At 42.9% G+C, this 17,913-nt stretch carries 9 protein-coding genes; 3 read left to right on the plus strand and 6 right to left on the minus strand.

Annotated elements, in window-relative coordinates:
- Window positions 1-50: 50 nt before the first annotated feature.
- From secA to I2I13_RS00175, 3 genes are all read left to right on the plus strand, one after another.
- On the plus strand, window positions 51-3,368 hold the full coding sequence (gene secA / locus I2I13_RS00165; protein ID WP_148364397.1) for a preprotein translocase subunit SecA: 3,318 nt from the start codon (window positions 51-53) through the stop codon (window positions 3,366-3,368).
- Window positions 3,369-3,549: 181 nt separating this feature from the next.
- Window positions 3,550-4,656, plus strand: coding sequence for a DUF6340 family protein (locus tag I2I13_RS00170; RefSeq protein ID WP_195648418.1), 1,107 nt, complete (start codon window positions 3,550-3,552; stop codon window positions 4,654-4,656).
- 61 nt (window positions 4,657-4,717) lie between these two features.
- Window positions 4,718-5,164 (plus strand): hypothetical protein, encoded by a 447-nt coding sequence (locus tag I2I13_RS00175; RefSeq protein WP_195648419.1) that lies wholly within the window; start codon window positions 4,718-4,720, stop codon window positions 5,162-5,164.
- A 233-nt stretch (window positions 5,165-5,397) separates the two neighbouring features.
- On the opposite strand, the gene I2I13_RS00180 is transcribed toward I2I13_RS00175, so the two are convergent.
- From I2I13_RS00180 to I2I13_RS00205, 6 genes are all read right to left on the minus strand, one after another.
- Complete coding sequence (locus tag I2I13_RS00180; protein WP_195648420.1) at window positions 5,398-7,533, minus strand: alpha-N-acetylglucosaminidase; 2,136 nt, start codon at window positions 7,531-7,533, stop codon at window positions 5,398-5,400.
- A 69-nt stretch (window positions 7,534-7,602) separates the two neighbouring features.
- Window positions 7,603-9,930: a beta-galactosidase gene (locus I2I13_RS00185; RefSeq protein ID WP_195648659.1), complete on the minus strand. Its 2,328-nt coding sequence runs from the start codon at window positions 9,928-9,930 to the stop codon at window positions 7,603-7,605.
- 88 nt (window positions 9,931-10,018) lie between these two features.
- Window positions 10,019-11,584 carry a DUF4874 domain-containing protein gene (locus tag I2I13_RS00190; protein WP_195648421.1) on the minus strand — a complete coding sequence of 522 codons (1,566 nt, stop codon included), beginning with the start codon at window positions 11,582-11,584 and terminating at the stop codon, window positions 10,019-10,021.
- A gap of 28 nt (window positions 11,585-11,612) precedes the next feature.
- Window positions 11,613-12,923: a SusE domain-containing protein gene (locus tag I2I13_RS00195; protein ID WP_074637620.1), complete on the minus strand. Its 1,311-nt coding sequence runs from the start codon at window positions 12,921-12,923 to the stop codon at window positions 11,613-11,615.
- Between the two features lie 15 nt (window positions 12,924-12,938).
- Window positions 12,939-14,453 (minus strand): RagB/SusD family nutrient uptake outer membrane protein, encoded by a 1,515-nt coding sequence (locus I2I13_RS00200; RefSeq protein ID WP_195648422.1) that lies wholly within the window; start codon window positions 14,451-14,453, stop codon window positions 12,939-12,941.
- Between the two features lie 12 nt (window positions 14,454-14,465).
- Window positions 14,466-17,855 (minus strand): TonB-dependent receptor, encoded by a 3,390-nt coding sequence (locus I2I13_RS00205; protein WP_195648423.1) that lies wholly within the window; start codon window positions 17,853-17,855, stop codon window positions 14,466-14,468.
- Window positions 17,856-17,913: the final 58 nt, after the last annotated feature.

Consider the following 17,913-nt stretch of genomic DNA (forward strand, 5'->3'; position numbering starts at 1 on the left):
GCGTTAATCCGCGTTGAAATTGAAATAAATAATAAACTAAATAATATAACATGGGATTTAATGAATTTTTAAGCTCGATTTTCGGAAACAAATCCACACGAGACATGAAAGAAATCAAACCCTGGGTGGAAAAGATCAAAGCTGCTTACCCGGAGATTGAAAAACTAGACAACGACGCCCTCCGTGCCAAAACGGAAGAACTCAAAAAATATATCCATGAATCGGCTACCGCTGAACGTGCGAAAGTGGAAGAGTTGAAGGCAAGCATTGAAACTCTCGAACTGGAAGACCGCGAAGAAGTCTTCGCACAAATCGATAAGACAGAAAAAGAAATTCTGGAAAAATATGAAAAAGCACTGGACGAAGTACTACCTGTTGCTTTTTCTATCGTAAAGGCTACTGCCAAACGTTTTACTGAAAATGAAGAAATCGTTGTAACTGCTACGGACTTCGACCGTCAACTGGCTGCCACGAAAGATTTCGTACGTATCGAAGGTGACAAGGCCATCTATCAGAATCACTGGGTAGCCGGTGGTAATGATACTGTATGGAATATGGTTCACTATGACGTACAGCTCTTCGGTGGTGTCGTTCTGCACAAAGGTAAGATTGCGGAAATGGCAACTGGTGAAGGTAAAACACTGGTAGCCACGCTCCCGGTATTCCTCAACGCATTGACCGGAAACGGTGTACACGTAGTTACCGTGAATGATTACCTCGCCAAACGTGACTCCGAATGGATGGGTCCTCTTTATATGTTCCACGGTTTGAGCGTAGATTGTATCGACCGCCATCAGCCGAACTCCGACGCACGTCGTCAGGCATATCTGGCTGATATCACTTTCGGTACAAACAACGAATTCGGTTTCGACTACCTGCGTGACAACATGGCTATCAGCCCGAAAGACCTTGTACAACGTCAGCACAACTATGCCATCGTCGATGAGGTTGACTCGGTATTGATTGACGACGCACGTACTCCGTTGATTATCTCCGGTCCTGTACCTAAAGGCGATGACCAGTTGTTCGAGCAACTCCGTCCACTAGTGGAACGTCTGGTAGAAGCACAAAAGGTACTGGCTACCAAATATCTTTCCGAAGCAAAAAAACTGATCGCATCCAACGATAAGAAAGAGGTGGAAGAAGGATTCCTCGCTCTATACCGCAGTCACAAAGCATTGCCGAAAAACAAACCGTTGATTAAGTTCCTTAGTGAACAGGGAATCAAGGCAGGCATGCTCAAGACGGAAGAGATCTACATGGAACAGAACAACAAGCGTATGCATGAAGTGACTGATCCACTGTACTTCGTGATCGACGAAAAGTTGAATAGCGTAGACCTGACAGATAAGGGGGTAGACCTGATTACCGGTAACTCTGAAGATCCGACTTTATTCGTTCTTCCGGATATCGCCGGACAGCTTTCGGAACTGGAAAACATGAATCTGACCAACGAGCAACTGCTTGAAAAGAAGGATGAGTTGTTGACTAACTATGCCATCAAATCGGAACGTGTACACACCATCAATCAGCTGTTGAAGGCTTACACAATGTTCGAAAAAGACGATGAATACGTAGTAATCGACGGTCAGGTGAAGATTGTAGACGAGCAGACCGGTCGTATTATGGAAGGTCGTCGTTACTCTGACGGATTGCACCAGGCTATCGAAGCCAAGGAACGTGTGAAAGTGGAAGCTGCTACACAGACCTTCGCTACCATTACTTTGCAGAACTACTTCCGTATGTATCACAAACTATCCGGTATGACCGGTACTGCTGAAACGGAAGCAGGCGAACTTTGGGACATCTATAAATTGGACGTAGTCGTTATCCCGACCAACCGTCCGATCTCCCGTAAGGATATGAACGACCGCGTTTACAAGACGAAGCGCGAAAAGTATAAAGCTGTTATTGAGGAAATCGAAAAATTGGTTCAAGCAGGACGTCCGGTACTGGTGGGTACTACTTCGGTAGAAATCTCCGAAATGTTGAGCAAAATGCTTACCATGCGTAAGATTGAGCACAAGGTATTGAATGCTAAGCTGCACCAGAAAGAAGCAGACATCGTTGCTACTGCCGGTTTGAGCGGCACGGTAACCATTGCTACCAATATGGCAGGTCGTGGTACCGACATCAAACTAAGTCCGGAAGTAAAAGCAGCGGGCGGTTTGGCAATCATCGGTACGGAACGTCACGAATCCCGTCGTGTAGACCGCCAGTTGCGTGGTCGTGCAGGACGTCAGGGCGACCCGGGTTCTTCTGTATTCTTCGTGTCATTGGAAGACGACCTGATGCGTCTGTTCTCTTCCGACCGCATTGCCAGTGTAATGGACAAGCTCGGTTTCCAAGAAGGCGAAATGATCGAACACAAGATGATTTCCAACTCCATCGAACGCGCACAGAAGAAAGTGGAAGAAAACAACTTCGGTATTCGTAAACGTCTGTTGGAATATGACGACGTAATGAACAAGCAACGTACGGTGGTTTATACGAAACGTCGTCACGCTTTGATGGGTGAACGTATCGGTATGGATATCGTGAACATGATTTGGGACCGTTGCGCCAACGCTATCGAGAACAACGATTATGAAGGTTGCCAGATGGAATTGCTCCAGACATTGGCCATGGAAACTCCGTTCACTGAAGAAGAATTCCGTAACGAGAAGAAAGATAAGTTGGCCGAAAAGACTTTCAATATTGCTATGGAGAATTTCAAACGCAAAACTGAACGTCTGGCACAGATCGCTAATCCGGTTATCAAACAGGTATATGAAAATCAGGGACACATGTACGAAAACATCCTGATTCCTATCACAGACGGTAAACGGATGTACAATATCTCTTGTAACCTGAAAGCGGCTTACGAATCGGAATCTAAAGAAGTGGTGAAATCGTTCGAGAAATCAATCTTGCTCCACGTAATCGACGAAGCATGGAAAGAAAACTTGCGCGAACTGGACGAACTGAAACATTCCGTACAGAATGCAAGCTACGAACAGAAAGACCCGCTATTGATCTATAAACTGGAATCCGTGACTTTATTTGACGCTATGGTGAACAAGATCAACAACCAGACTATATCTATCTTGATGCGCGGACAAATTCCTGTACAGGAAGCTCCGGATGAATCAGCTGCACGCCGTGTAGAAGTGCGTCAGGCTGCTCCTGAACAACGCCAGGATATGAGCAAGTATCGCGAAAACAAAGAAGATTTGAGTGATCCGAACCAGCAGGCTGCTGCAAGTCAGGATACTCGTGAACAGCAGAAACGTGAACCGATTCGTGCAGAGAAGACAGTAGGTCGTAACGATCCTTGTCCATGCGGAAGCGGCAAAAAGTATAAAAACTGCCACGGAAAGAACCTTTGATTAATTAATAATTAAAAATTATAAATTAAAGGTTGGAAATTGTAGGGTAATGTGCTTTATGGCATAGTCTCTCTATATTCAACTTATAAAAGAAAGTCTCAAACGGTTAAAAACTGTTTGAGACTTTCTTTTATTCTTCCAAAGTTGTACTTTTGTTCAAATTACTAAATAGAACAAAACTATGGCAAAATCTTATTCACTGGCTTTCATCGTTTTATTCCTGCTGACTCTGGGTAGCTGTCAGAGTCTGGAACAGATCCCCATTGATTATCTGCAACCTGCCGACTTGAGCTTTCCTCCGCAACTCCGGAAAGTAGCTATTGTGAATAACACCAGCGACGCCCCGGATAATAAACTGATAACAGAGACTGAAAAAATGAAAGAAGGTACACCATTGATAAGTCGTGCAACGGCTTATGCCAATGGAGATCCTAAGACGGCCACTGAATCACTGGCAGAAGAAATTGCACAGCAGAACTACTTCGATGAGGTGGTTATCTGTGATTCTGCCTTACGTGCCAATGATAAACTGGCCCGCGAAAGTACATTGAGCCAGGAGGAAGTGCGTCAACTGGCTTCTAACCTGGGAGTGGACTTTATTATTGCACTGGAAAACCTGCAACTCAAAGCAACAAAGACGGTCCGTTATCTGGATGAGTTCAACTGCTTTCAAGGAGCGGTAGACGTGAAAGTTTATCCCACGGTGAAAGTTTATCTTCCCGAACGTAGCAGGCCGATGACTACGCTCCATCCTACTGATAGCATTTTTTGGGAGGATTTTGGAGTTACAGCCATAGAAGCTGCCACTCGCATGATTCCCGACAAGCAGATGCTGGAAGAAGCGGCAGCATTCGCAGGAACGGTTCCGGTGAAATATATTGTCCCTATTTGGAAAAAAGGAACACGGTATCTTTACACTGGCGGTTCGGTTCCCATGCGTGACGCTGCCATTTATGTACGCGAAAATTCATGGGACGACGCATACGAACTTTGGCGTCAGGTTTTCGAAGGAACCAAGAACCAAAAGAAAAAAATGCGGGCAGCTCTCAACATCGCTGTTTACTACGAAATGAAAGATAGTTTGGCTAAAGCGGAAGAATGGGCAGAAAAGGCCCAACAACTAGCCAAGAAAATAGATAAAAAGAACATCACAGATAGTCCTCAAGCTACCATTGATGACGTGCCGAATTATTATCTTACTACCTTGTATTTAGCTGAATTAAAGGAGAGAAATGCTCAATTACCCAAGTTAAAATTGCAAATGAGCCGATTTAATGATGATTTTTAAGGAAATTGTGTATCAAATCTTATTTTTTTTATACCTTTGAACTTATAAAAAGAAGGAACCCATGAAATTGAGCAAACAATCATTATCTATTATCGAATCGGCTATCCAAAAGGTAGTCGCTAAATATGCATGTAGCTGTGAACAAACAGTCGTAACCGATATCCATCTCCAACCGGATCAGGCATCGGGACAACTTAATATTTACAACGATGATGATGAAGAACTGGCAAACATCATGATCGAAGAATGGGCTACTTATGAAGGGGATGATTTCCTTGAAAACGTGGAACCTTCTCTTCGCAACATTCTTTGCAGAATGAAGGATGCCGGAGATTTCGACAAAGTGACTATTCTGAAACCTTATTCTTTCGTCTTGGTAGATGAAGAGAAAGAAACCGTAGCAGAATTGTTGTTGATTGACGATGATACCATACTGGTGAATGATGAATTGCTGAAAGGGTTGGATAAGGAGTTGGATGACTTCTTAAAGGATTTGTTGGAAAAATAAAGAGGAATTGTTGGAGAAATAAGATACCGTTCTTTTTTAAATAGAGATCTTCAAGATCCATATAAAAAGATAATCGGAAGCAATCAGGATATATCCTTTATTGCTTCCGATAATTTTATATATCTACCTTTCAGCAATGAAACTTGAGATTCCTTATAAAAAGTTCTAATGCAAATGTTATAGCCGGACATATTTCATACCCGGCTATAACATTTGCATTTCTATTCAATTATTTAGTTCTTCAATGTCTGTGCCTTACTCTTCTCTGCCCAGGCTTTCTCCATCCCATAGAAGTTTATTTCCTGTCCTGCAGGCTTCCCGTCCAGCTCCGCCTGTTTCTGCTCAAAGAAGGCTTTCCAACGCTGATAATACAAGTCTTTCAAGAGTCCGCTCCATTCCCGATGCGAATAATCATGTAGTCCGCCTTGATTGGCAGCAATGCTATCTCCCCAGACTGTGATTAATGCGGAAGCATTCCATTCGTACAATCGCTTTTCTTCTTCTGTAGTTCCCAAAGAACGAGCTGCATTCAACCAAGAGGAAACGGAAAATTCTTTCCGGGTAGATAACAAATGATCCTGTGCCAATATCAAGTCCAGGAATTGCTGTGTTTGTCTGCGGAAATTCTCTTTGTCCTTTCGGTCATAGCTATGTGATATTTCTTCAAGTAACACATTTCCTTTATCGGCATTACTCTGACGTACGATGTCTACCAAGTCATATTCAAAATTATTGTTTCCTTTATACTGGTCGGCAACGGAAGTAAATAGCCGGGCTGCCTTTGCTGTAGAATCCGGAGCATAAAATAGTTTGGAATATCCCCAAGTGGAAGTTCTATCCAGATGGAAACCCGGACGGGCACATAACAAAGACTCAATGGTTCCTTCACCCTGATAATCTTTCGGAGCATTGTAAACGGTGTGTTCCAATGCACGCCAAGCCTCCATTATTTCCGGTGAAACTTCTCTGCCATAACGAGCTTTCAAGTAAGTCTGCAACCATTCATCGGAAGAAAAGCGTTCTTCACGCCAAGGAAGTTCGTAAAGTAGTTCGAACATCACCGGATTATTCTCTATGCCCTCCGGGGTTGCTCCTACTCCATGCAACGTTTTCCCGTTAGTGTGTGCACAAGCATCATAATAACCGTTCACCAACTGATTCATCCGGCCGTGCAAGCCGACATTACCTCCAAAATTCAGCAACATACAATAGAGCCAGTCGTGTTTGCCAAAGCCTTTTTCCCGATACCACATGGAGTCCGGATCTCCCCATTGGGGACGTTTCTCGCTATATAAATCTAAAACGAGCAAATCTCCCTGATTAAGAGAAGCAATCATTTCTTCCCGAGGATTTGCCTGCCAGGCTTGAATGATCCAAACAGCCTTCGGATTGGCTTTCTTCATGGCTGCCATAATGGAAGCACCCGTTTTCGCCAAGTCGACTCCTTCCGTGTTGCCTCCCTCATGGAATGGGTCCATACTGTAATAGTTGGCTTTTCCATAAAGTCTCTCCAATTCCTCATAATACATAGCGGCAAAAGAATCGAAATGTTCATCTTCCGTAGAAAGGAAAGCCGGACGGGGGAAACCGCACCATTTACCGGGATCAGCGATCTGATAACCTAGCTTTTCACCAATGTTACGGGGAACCATTCCAGCATATCCGGGGAATACGGGTTCAATACCCAACTCCCGCATGCGGGCTACGATCTTCTTCTGAAGCGCTTCTTGTTGCTGATACCAGCTATCGGGGTTCGGTCCGCCCCAACCCTCGAGATTATTCATTTGCCACCAAGCCATAAAGGCCGGACCGGAAATAAATTCATTGACTTCTTCTGTTGTGTATCCCAAACGTTTCAGCAAATTGTACCAGACCACCTCCATTCCGGTGATGCTCAAAGGCATATTGATGCCATGCATTGCCATCCAGTCTATTTCTTTTTCCCAACGCTCCCAATCCCAGAAAGCCATGGAATAAGAATAGGTACAATAGTTCAGATAATATCTGTCCTGCATGGATGTTTCCTTACGTATCTTTTCCTGTGGAAGCGGTAGTATTTCCGGTAACTTCTGCGAAAGATTATTCCAGGAAAGATGAATACCGGCTACATATTTCAGATACCAGTTCAACCCCATAGCCAGAGACAAATCAGAGTTTCCGGTTATCAGCACTTTACCCTCTTCAGAAGATATTTCAAAATAATCTCTTAACGGATTGTTTTCATCAGCAATCATCCGAAAAAGAATACGATCTTTCGAAGTACCCTCCGTCACACGATCTGCCAATGCATTGACAGGCGACTGTTCGGTTTGGCAGCTACATATCCATGTAGCCCCCAATAATAGAATGAATAAAAGACGTGTATACATAGCTTTATTTACAATTTATCAAATATAATAATTAAGAGTCGCATTTTATATCTATTTACTACGTTTTATTCAATGAAATAAGAAGAATTGTGGACGGCCATATACATTTATATCTTTCACCTTTCCTGACAAGAATGAACCTTTACGAACTTTCACGCGAAAAGCCGAAACCTTATAAATTTCTTTCAGATCTATAATAACCCGGTGAGGATGATTAGGTTCCATAGCCGCATCCGTATGCCAAAAAGAAGAGATATCTCCATCAAACAGGTTTTCCGCTATTCCCAAGTTCTTATCAGCTTGTTCGCTGCTTACATAAACGACTTCCCATTTAGTTTTGTCAATCGGCTGTCCCTTATCATCTATCAGTTCCACTTCCGAAATGCAGGCCTGATTATCCTCTGTGTAGGAAGACAGAGTCTCTATACAGAAATGGCGGAGAGTAGTCGCAACCGGTAAATCGAATGACTGCCACTCATTAGTCTCCTGCAAAGTAGTTTTTAATGCAAGATCACCGTCTTCCAGAATCGGAGTGCCTGCCACTGCACGACGCTGGCCTTTCTGATAATTCTTATCAATACCCAGACTATCCAGAATGGGTTGATTCAATCCTTGCAAAACACGCTTACCCGTATCTTCCATTTCAAACACTACAATTTCGTTTTCTCCCTCTTTCAGCCATGGAGCGGGCAGATAGAGTGTTTGTTGAGGGCCGATATTCCAGAAACGTCCCAGAGATTTGCCATTTACCCAGACAGCACCTTTGCCCCATTGACTCATATCCACAAAGCAGTCACCTTTCTTCTCTACTGTAAACGTTCCTTTATGGAAAGCGGGAACGCCTTTGATGGTTTCGCCAAACTCCATTTCCGAAACTTTTTCTTTATACAGAGGCAATGGAGTAATAGACCATCCGGTCAACTTTTCATTTCCCCACAAAACTTGGCTGGTGATACCTTTCCGGTTAAACAGTATATCGGGGCCGTAGTTGACGCGTCCGGTATTTTCTACCAGAATCTCCAGTGTGGCAGGTGTCTTCGGCACATCCAAGGTCATACTGTTCTGATTGTAACGACGATCCAGACTGGTTACTTGCTTACCATCTATCAGGATCACAGCATAGTCACGCAAATCCTGTATGACAAGTTTCTGTTTTCCCGCTTTGGGGAGTGTTGTCTGATAATGAATATATCCGAAATCAACCCCCAAATCTTCCATCGACAGTACATTTTCCGACTGGGTAGTCTGATGAAATGCAGTCCTTAATGGAGCACTTTCCTTTAATTCGACTGTTGCAAAAGTGGTAGTCGGATTATCTGCCGGAACTTCCGGCAATACTGTTCCCGCAGGCAGGTATTTCTGAATCACTTCCCTGAATGCATGATATTTGGGATAACAATTTCCCCATTCACCCAAGGGAGCGTCATAATCATAGCTTGTGGGCTGGGGCTGATAACCGCCTCCGGTATTGGCTCCATTGGTATACTCAAAGTTTGTACCTCCATGAAACATATACATGCTGACAGAAACACCGTGGCTCAACATCCAGTCCAGCTGTTCGGCAGGACGTTCATAAGCAACAGAAGAATGTCGTCTGCCCCACTCGTCAAACCAGGCCGGATAAAACTCCGCTACAAAATAGGGACCGCCCTTTTGGTACTTATCTACCACTTTGAATATATCTTCACCAAACACTCCGTTCAATGTAGGCAGTGCGCCCTCAACATGTCCGGCTTCCACCTGTCCACCACCGTCACAGGTAAATAGCGGAACATTGAATCCTGCTTCTTTAATCATATCGCGGATAGCGGCAAGATACTCTTTATCCGCTGCATACGATCCATATTCATTCTCCACCTGCACCATAATAATATTACCTCCATTATTGATGGTCAAAGGAGACAGTTGTTTGCCTAGTTCTTTGATATATCGTTCACAATAGGACAGGAAACGCGGATCTTTACTACGATAAGTCAGATCCTTTTCTTTCAGCAGCCACGACGGGTAACCTCCGAAATCCCATTCTGCACATACATACGGACCGGGACGAAGAATCACATACAGTCCCTCTTCCTGTGCCGTACGGATAAATTCTGCAATATCAGCCTGTCCGCTAAAGTCAAATTCTCCCGGCTGACGTTCATGGAAGTTCCAAAAGACGTAGGCAGACACTGTATTCAGACCCATCGCACGCGCTCTCTTCAGGCGGTCACGCCAATACTCGTGCGGAATGCGGGGATAGTGCATTTCTCCACAAATCAACTGGATATCCTTTCCCTCGATAGTAAAAGTACCATTTCCTATTCTAACCTGTTCCTTGGGGGAGGAACAGGATGAAATTAGAAATGATACTATGATGTTAAGTATAACAAGTACGGTTTTATGATTTTTGTTCATCTTCATTCAAATAAGATGTGAATTCCGAATACTCCGACCGCAACATGAAATCCATTCCATACGGTCGGAAGTATTCATCAATTTATTTTTAGAATGTAACTGTTCCGAACAGGTTTACAGCGTATTTTTTTGCATCATCATACCAATGAGTCACATTTTCTGTTTGAGCAAACTTAATGGCATATACCGAATTGTATTTCCAATCGGCTACTTTTTCCGGCATCCAGATTCCTACTTTATAAGTCCCGCTCACACCGGCTTCCACACTTCCTTTGATAGTGTATTTCGCAGCCTGATTCGGTTCCTGATCAGTAGACGGAATCCAAGTCTTAGGATCCACATCCAGTTTAAATTCTTTCACTACCTGACCGCTTTCGGAAACCAGTACGAGATATACCTCTTTCGGATTAATCACCGTAGCAAAACCGGTATTCGTAATCGTCAGATCATATTCCAGATTTCCACCTTTTGCTTCTACTTTCGATTCACTTTGGAGATTCAGACGATAGCCCAAATGGTCGCGGACAAAATCATAGAATGAACGAACAACATCATTGCCCTCCTCATCTTTGAAGTAACTCTCATCGAACAGAATATGATTATCATTTAATAAAGCGGGATTTACTTTTACCCGTTTCCAACTCATGATATTCAAATCAAAGTTTTGTGTCACATCAAATGCCGAGTAACGGTGTTCGCGCAAAATACGCAATGATTTTATCGGACTAATCAACGCTGCCAATCCCCATTCTGTATCCTCATTATAAGGGATCTCACCGCTCATATAGAAATTGTTCGCTTTCACCTCTTCCGTTATCTGCTTGTAGTCATCCGTATTAGGAACAAAGTCATTGCCCGGTGCAAGCGGATGTTCGCCGGCTGTAAAATAATCATTCGCATATCCGATGCGTCCACGAGATCCTTCCTGTTCCAGTGTCAACGCTTTCTTATGATTCGGATAACGCATTTCTACACAATAAGGTGAAGGTAAGGCTCTCAATAAAGCACTGACGATTGCATTCTTCGCACTCTGGTCATTCATCAACGGAGAAGTATGCCACTCTCCCCAAGCACCGATAAACCCCACCTGCATGGTAGCAATTTGTCCAATGTATTCATTCAACAGAGGAGTCAGTTGTTCGATGTGCCGGAGAATCCATTGTTTGGATTCGCCACCGGAAGTATTCAGTCCGGCGTGATTGTATGCAAAACGAAGAATGGCTTTATATCCCTGCGCTTTCATCAATTCGAATATCTTGCGGATATTTGACAGAGCTTCAGCATCCAGATCCTTACTCACCCAGTTAGTTAAGTAGATATATTGCTGCACAAGAGTCAGGTTATCGTCCTTTGCATCAAATTGCTCTACTTTCTTCGTATACAAATCATTGCCATAAACCTCATAATCATTATATGGACTTTTCATTTGGTCGGCAAGCAAATTACATTCCAAGTGGAATCCCCTATCGGGATTCCTAAGCGACTCGATCGGTACAATATTTCCTGTTACCTCCGGAGTTTCCGGTTCACTCGTTCCGTCTTCTTCTCCATATTGTCCCGCATATACATCTATTGTATCAGAACAAAAGCTACACATAATACCTAATAATAAGGTAGATAATATGGTCATAGTTTTCTTTATATTGATTAACATGATTGATATACTTTTAATTTTCACCCGATTAATTTTCATTGTAGATAAAACGTGCAGGAGCACCGGTTGTCCAAGGACTCCACAATGTTGCTCCTCCATCATGAAGAATACATTGATGAGACATATCATCAGTGACCAACAGATAAGAATACGGTCCGGTATGATTAGTGATTGCATCACCGCTCCATTGACCGGAAGCACACAAATTGAATTTCCAGTCGTTCAAATGCGCCTGCCCTTTTACTGATTCATAATATTCAGGATCTTTCAATACATTCCATTGACCTTCGGCAGTTCCGGCTTCCGCAAACAAATTCTTATATTCCTGTATGGTCGGCAAACGCCATCCCTTAGGTGCTATCTTATCACGAATATCGTAATGATAATGCACTCCATAGGCTTTCACTCTACCTTCTCCGAGCGACGCAGGTGTATTTTTGAAATTATTCGCTTCAATATCTGTACCATCAGCATATTTAGTCGCACGCAGGTTATCCGCCAACCAAACCAATGACGTTTTATCACTATAAAATATACGAACAACACGGTAAGTAATCTTTTCATCTCCACGAACATCGACGAAGCGCATCATTTCTGTCATATTCAATACTCCGGAAGAACGCGATACCCATTGCCCATCATCAGTCTTCACATTCCAATACACAGAATTGGAAGTCCAACGTTTGATGGAAAGTTTATCGAGCAGTGCCTGAAGTTCTTCATGAGTCAATGATGCTTTACCATTCACAACTCCCACACTCTGTTCGGCAACCGTCTGTATCATTTCGGGATCCAGTGAGAAACAAAGCGAGTACGAGGTGGATTCAGGCCATTCCTGGGTATTCCATTCAAATTGCACAGCAGTCTCCGGGGCATTTTCAGCCAAGGAAATCTTAGTCAAATCTTCCGGCTGCACTAATTTGCTAGTCATACGTTTCACCCGAATGGTGCGTGCTTCCGAAGCTGCTGCGGTTATATTACCTGTTTCTTTGACCGTCCAATACAGTATTGCTTCCTGTCCCGCTTTAATTCCCAATTGAGAAAAACTCTGATCGGCAGTCAATGCAGATATCGTAACAGAAGTCGATTTTCCTGCATCAATTATCACCGGTTCTTTGAATTTCCTGTCAGCACAAATAAGCAGCTTTGCTCCATTTTCCAGAGGCTTCTCCCAAGAGAAACTATATTTCTCAATCGATAAATCATTCAAATCAATGATCGCTCCATCTTGAGGCGTGCTCAAGTAAATATCCGACATCGGAATGATCACATTGTACTTGTCTTCCTTACATCCGGCAAGCAACAATATTCCTAATAGACTATATAATAAATGTTTCATAATGCTATCTATTTTTTAGTAACCGGGATTTTGAATTATAATGCCTTGTCCTTCAGTTATCAGATGAGTAGGCAACGGGAATTTCTCATATTTATATTGTCCATCCACTTTCGTTTCTATTTTACCTGTCGGTTGTCCGGCAAATCTTGCTTTGGCAAGTGCTGCTTCAATAAATTTTCCATGGCGGATCAAATCCTGACGGCGCACTCCTTCAAAATAGAATTCATGTCCACGTTCTTCCAACAGTTTATCCAGAAAATCTTCTACTGATGAGAAATCACTCAGTTGATAAGCTTTCAATCCACCATGAGTAACCCGCACCTGATTCAACAGGCCAATCGCCTCTTGAGTGATACTGTTTCCATTGCGAACGATAGCTTCCGAAAGTAAAGTCAATACATCCGCATAACGATAGATGGGCATATCTATTTCGCACTTCTCTCCTATTACACCCTCAATTTTATATTTCACCGGAATTGCACCGTAGAAAAGTATACCTGTCGTACCACCGTCACGGTCAAGCGCCCGGCTATGGTGTACGCCCTCCGTACCTGTATATTCACCAATAATTCTTTCGCGTCTCTTGTCTTTTGGATCATACGATTCGTATGCAGGCCAGGAAATTTTATACCCTCCCCAGGCAGTTACCGACATTCCGGCTGGAAGAGGATAGTCTGAAGTCAGTACGTGAGCGAACCATTTCTGTTCCATCACACCGGCCTCGGCCACACATGAGAATATGACTTCCGAATTCTTTTCACCAGATAAAGAGAACAGAGAGTTATAATCGTCTACCAATTTATAACCATATTCCGGTTTTGTCAATTCACGTCCTATTTTCTCCGCCTCATCCCATTGCTTAGTCATCATGTAGAATTTCAGCAATAATGTATTGGCCAATCCTTTGGTGAAACGTCCGTAATTTGTATCTTCATACTCATAAGGCAACACATTAGCTGCATCTTTCAAGTTGGAAACAATGTATTCACGCATGGCTTCTTCCGACAAACGTGGAATAACAATCTCCGCTTCCGGTTTTTGCAAAGTCTCCAGATCAGCGATAGGTATCGGACCGTACATATCATACATCAGGAAAGCCAGGAAACCACGTCCGCATTTCAATTCCGCCATATAGCGAGCTTTCAAGGTTTCATCCATATTCACGTCCTTGATGCGATCCATTGTCAAAGTCATGGAAGCCAAATACTGGGAATAGTCATACACACGACGATAGTCACCGTCGATATGCCAGTCATTAGCTTCATACGAATTGTATACGGTAGTCCATCCCCAAGTGTTTTCCACATAATCGGTTACCATTTCCGAAGTCGTCACATAGCCTGCCGCTACTTCAAAGATCCCCCACGGAGAGAACACATAATAAGCACTCGAATTGACCAAAGCATTTACGTCTTCAGCATTTTGGGGAAACATTCCCGGATTAATTTTATTATATACTTCCTGCTCCAGCGTACAAGACGAAATGAGGAACAAGAGAGTTGCTATTGCAGTATAAATTGTCTTTTTCATATTCATCACTTATTAGAAAGATATTGATACACCAAAATTATACGAGGTTACATTCGGATATGCATAGGTCCCGTTGTCCGTTTCCGGGTCCAGACCTGTCCAGTTAGTAATCACAAACGGATTGTTCACGTCTACATATACACGGAGATTCTTGGCAATCTTCTGGCTGACAGGCACTTTATATCCCAATGTAATGCTTCCACAACGAACATAATAGATAGATTTCACATAATAGTCACCCCATCCGCTTCCACCTCTGACGAATGTCGGATCAGTGGCTGTCAGGTTATTGCTATTGAAAGCTTTCAGGGCATAAGTAGAAACATTGATACCATTGTCCATACGTGTCCAGCCCTCATAATAACTGGCTCCTCTCTTTCTGCCGGCTTCTCCATAGAAATAGATATTCAAGTCGAAGTTCTTATATCTGAACGAGTTGTTCAGACCGTAGATTATTTTGGGGTCACCATTACCCATATATACTTTATCCTCATCTCCCAATACTCCGTTTCCATCGCGGTCTTTCAGTTTCATCATACCCGGAACCAAGTCTTTTTGAGCGTCCGGAACTTTTTCTCCCGGTTGCAGGATACCAAGCGCTTCATATTCCCACCATGCACGAATCGGATCATTTTCTTTTTCATAAGGTTTGGGTTTCCAGTTCGGGTCACGTGTCAGCCAACGGTCGTTGTAATGTGACAAGGTTAATGTCGTATCCCATTCAAAATCTTTAGTAACGATATTCACCGTATTCACTGTGATTTCCACACCCTGACTTTGTGTTGATCCTATATTACCCGCTATTTTATTTATCTCATTATAAAAAGGCAATGGTTTATTTGTCACCAACAAGTCTGTAATCTTACGTTTGAAGTATTCGGCTGTCAACTTAAACCGGTTGTTGAGTATGCCTAGATCCACACCTACATTAAATTCCGTGGTCGTTTCCCAAGTCAGGCTCCTGTTACCCAAATCCGAAGCATATACTCCTGTTGATTCTGCACCTCCGATAATAGCACTTCTTCCCACTTCATAATAGTCGTAAATGCGATAACCGACATTAGAGTTACCCGTCTGTCCATAAGAAGTTCTTAACTTCAACATAGATAACCAGTTTGAAGCCCCTTTCATGAAATTTTCTTCACTTATCATCCAACCGGCTGATATGGACGGGAAATACCCCCAACGATTTTCCGGGGCGAAATTGGAAGCAGCATCAGCACGAACTGTAGCTTCCAGTAAATATCTGCCTTTATACGAGTAATTGGCACGGGCAAACAGAGAAGCAATACTGTTAATAGAAGCCCATGAACCTACAGAAGGTTTCTTGTAATTACCTGAACCCAAACTATTATATCCGAAACCATCTACAAGAAAGTCTTCATTTCCGGCACTCAATCCATCATTCTTAAATTTCTGGAATGAATAACCACCAATAGCTTTCACGTTATGATCACCAAAACTCTTGGAATATTGTGCTGTCAACTCCATCAGATAGGTAGTACTTGTTTCCTGCGAAATATCCGCTCTTCCGTTTTTGGTCTTTCCCTGCAAAGTTGTTTTAGGCAAATAGCTGGAACGTTTCTGGAAACTACGGTCGACGCCTAACTGCAACTTCACTTCCAATTCTTTCAAAGGTTTCACGGATACGAATGCAGAGCCTATGATCCGGTCTTTTACAGTGTTATCCTTTATATCCAACAGAGACACCGGATTTGCAACAAAAGGACGTTTCGGATCAATATAATAATTTCCTTCAGAATCATAGATAGGAATAGTAGGATTGGACTGGATAGCACCGGTCAATACACCGGAATATTCATTGGCATTGTCTCCCAGCGGAACATTATCATACTTATTCTGTGAGTAAGTAGCAGTCAGTCCGAAAGAAACATATTCACTCAATTCCTGATCCAGATTCAAACGGGCAGAAAAACGGCTGACACCATTATTCTTGACAATACCCTCCTGATTCATATAGTTGACAGAAGCCAGATAACGGGTTTTCTCCGTACCACCATTCACAGAAAGATTGTGCTGTTGCGTATATCCATTGCGCATCACCGCATCCAACCAATCGGTACCGCTAGCTGTCAATATTTCATCATTATTGAAAGTGGGTTTATATTGAGTAGGCGGAGTGTCCTGCTTTTCAACATATCCTTCATAGATACCCATTCCGTTCAACTTTAACCACTCTTCATACATCTGTTTATTATACATATCCATATACATACGGGTATCAAGCATCTTATAGTTGGAACGGGCTACCTGCACCGATCCCATACCGGAATAAGTCACTCTGGGCTTCTGACTCTTACCGCGTTTGGTGGTAATCAAAACAACTCCATGTCCGGCACGCGCACCATAAATAGCCGTAGAAGCAGCATCTTTCAACACAGAAATGGATTCAATGTCATCCGGATTCAATGATTCCAGTACATTATCGATATTACCCGATTCGTAGAAACCATTACCCGAACTTAAATTGGAAGTAGAAGATACCGGGAAGCCGTCGATTACAAATAAAGGTTCATTACCAGCACCTGTAGACGCCTCTCCACGAATACGGAATTTCGCTTCACCGCCCGGCTGCGCAGAAACCTGGTTCACACGGAATCCTGCTGCTTTACCTGCCAACGCACGAGATACATTCGGTACGGTATTCATCTCCACATCTCCCATGTTTACCATAGAAACGGCACCGGTCAATGTCTTCTTGCTCTGTGTACCGTAACCCACCACTACCACTTCGTCAAGTTGTTTGGAATCTTCCTGCAAAGTGATTCTCATGTTTTTTCCGGGTTGTACGGCAACCGTCTGCGACTGATAGCCGATATAGGAGATATCGAGCTGTGCCTTCGATGAAGAAACGGAGAGTTTGAAATTCCCGTCAATATCTGTTATCGTACCGTTACCCTGTACTCCTTTTTCTAACACACTGGCCCCGATAATCGGTTCCCCCTGTGCATCTGATATAGTACCGGATATGGTTATTTTCTTTTCTTGTTCCGGAGACTGTGCCTCGATGGATAATATTATCTTCTTGTCCAGTACCGAATATTTTACATTAGTACCGGAAAAGATTTCTTTCAACACACTAAAAATGTTGCTTTTATCAGCGGAAACTGATACGCGACGATTCAAATCGACATGCTTATTATTGAAGAAAAAATCGAAATCAGACTGCGCTTCAATCTCTTTCAAAATGTCCTCCACTCGCTGATTACGTACATCAATACTGATTAAAGCCTTTTGAGCGTAACTATCGGCTGCATAGCTCAATCCGATAGAACATACAAAGAACAAAACCAATAGTCTCATAGATAATGGGATTTTTTTTGAGGTTAGCCAAAGTGACTTTACCACCCACAAAAATTGGATGCTAAAATAATTTTGCATAAATTTGTAATGACTTAAAGTTAATAAAAAGTTTATCTAAGCTTGTCGCCAAACAAGC

Origin of the sequence: Bacteroides sp. D55t1_190419_B8, from assembly GCF_015558905.1 — a bacterium.
GTDB lineage: Bacteria > Bacteroidota > Bacteroidia > Bacteroidales > Bacteroidaceae > Bacteroides > Bacteroides vicugnae.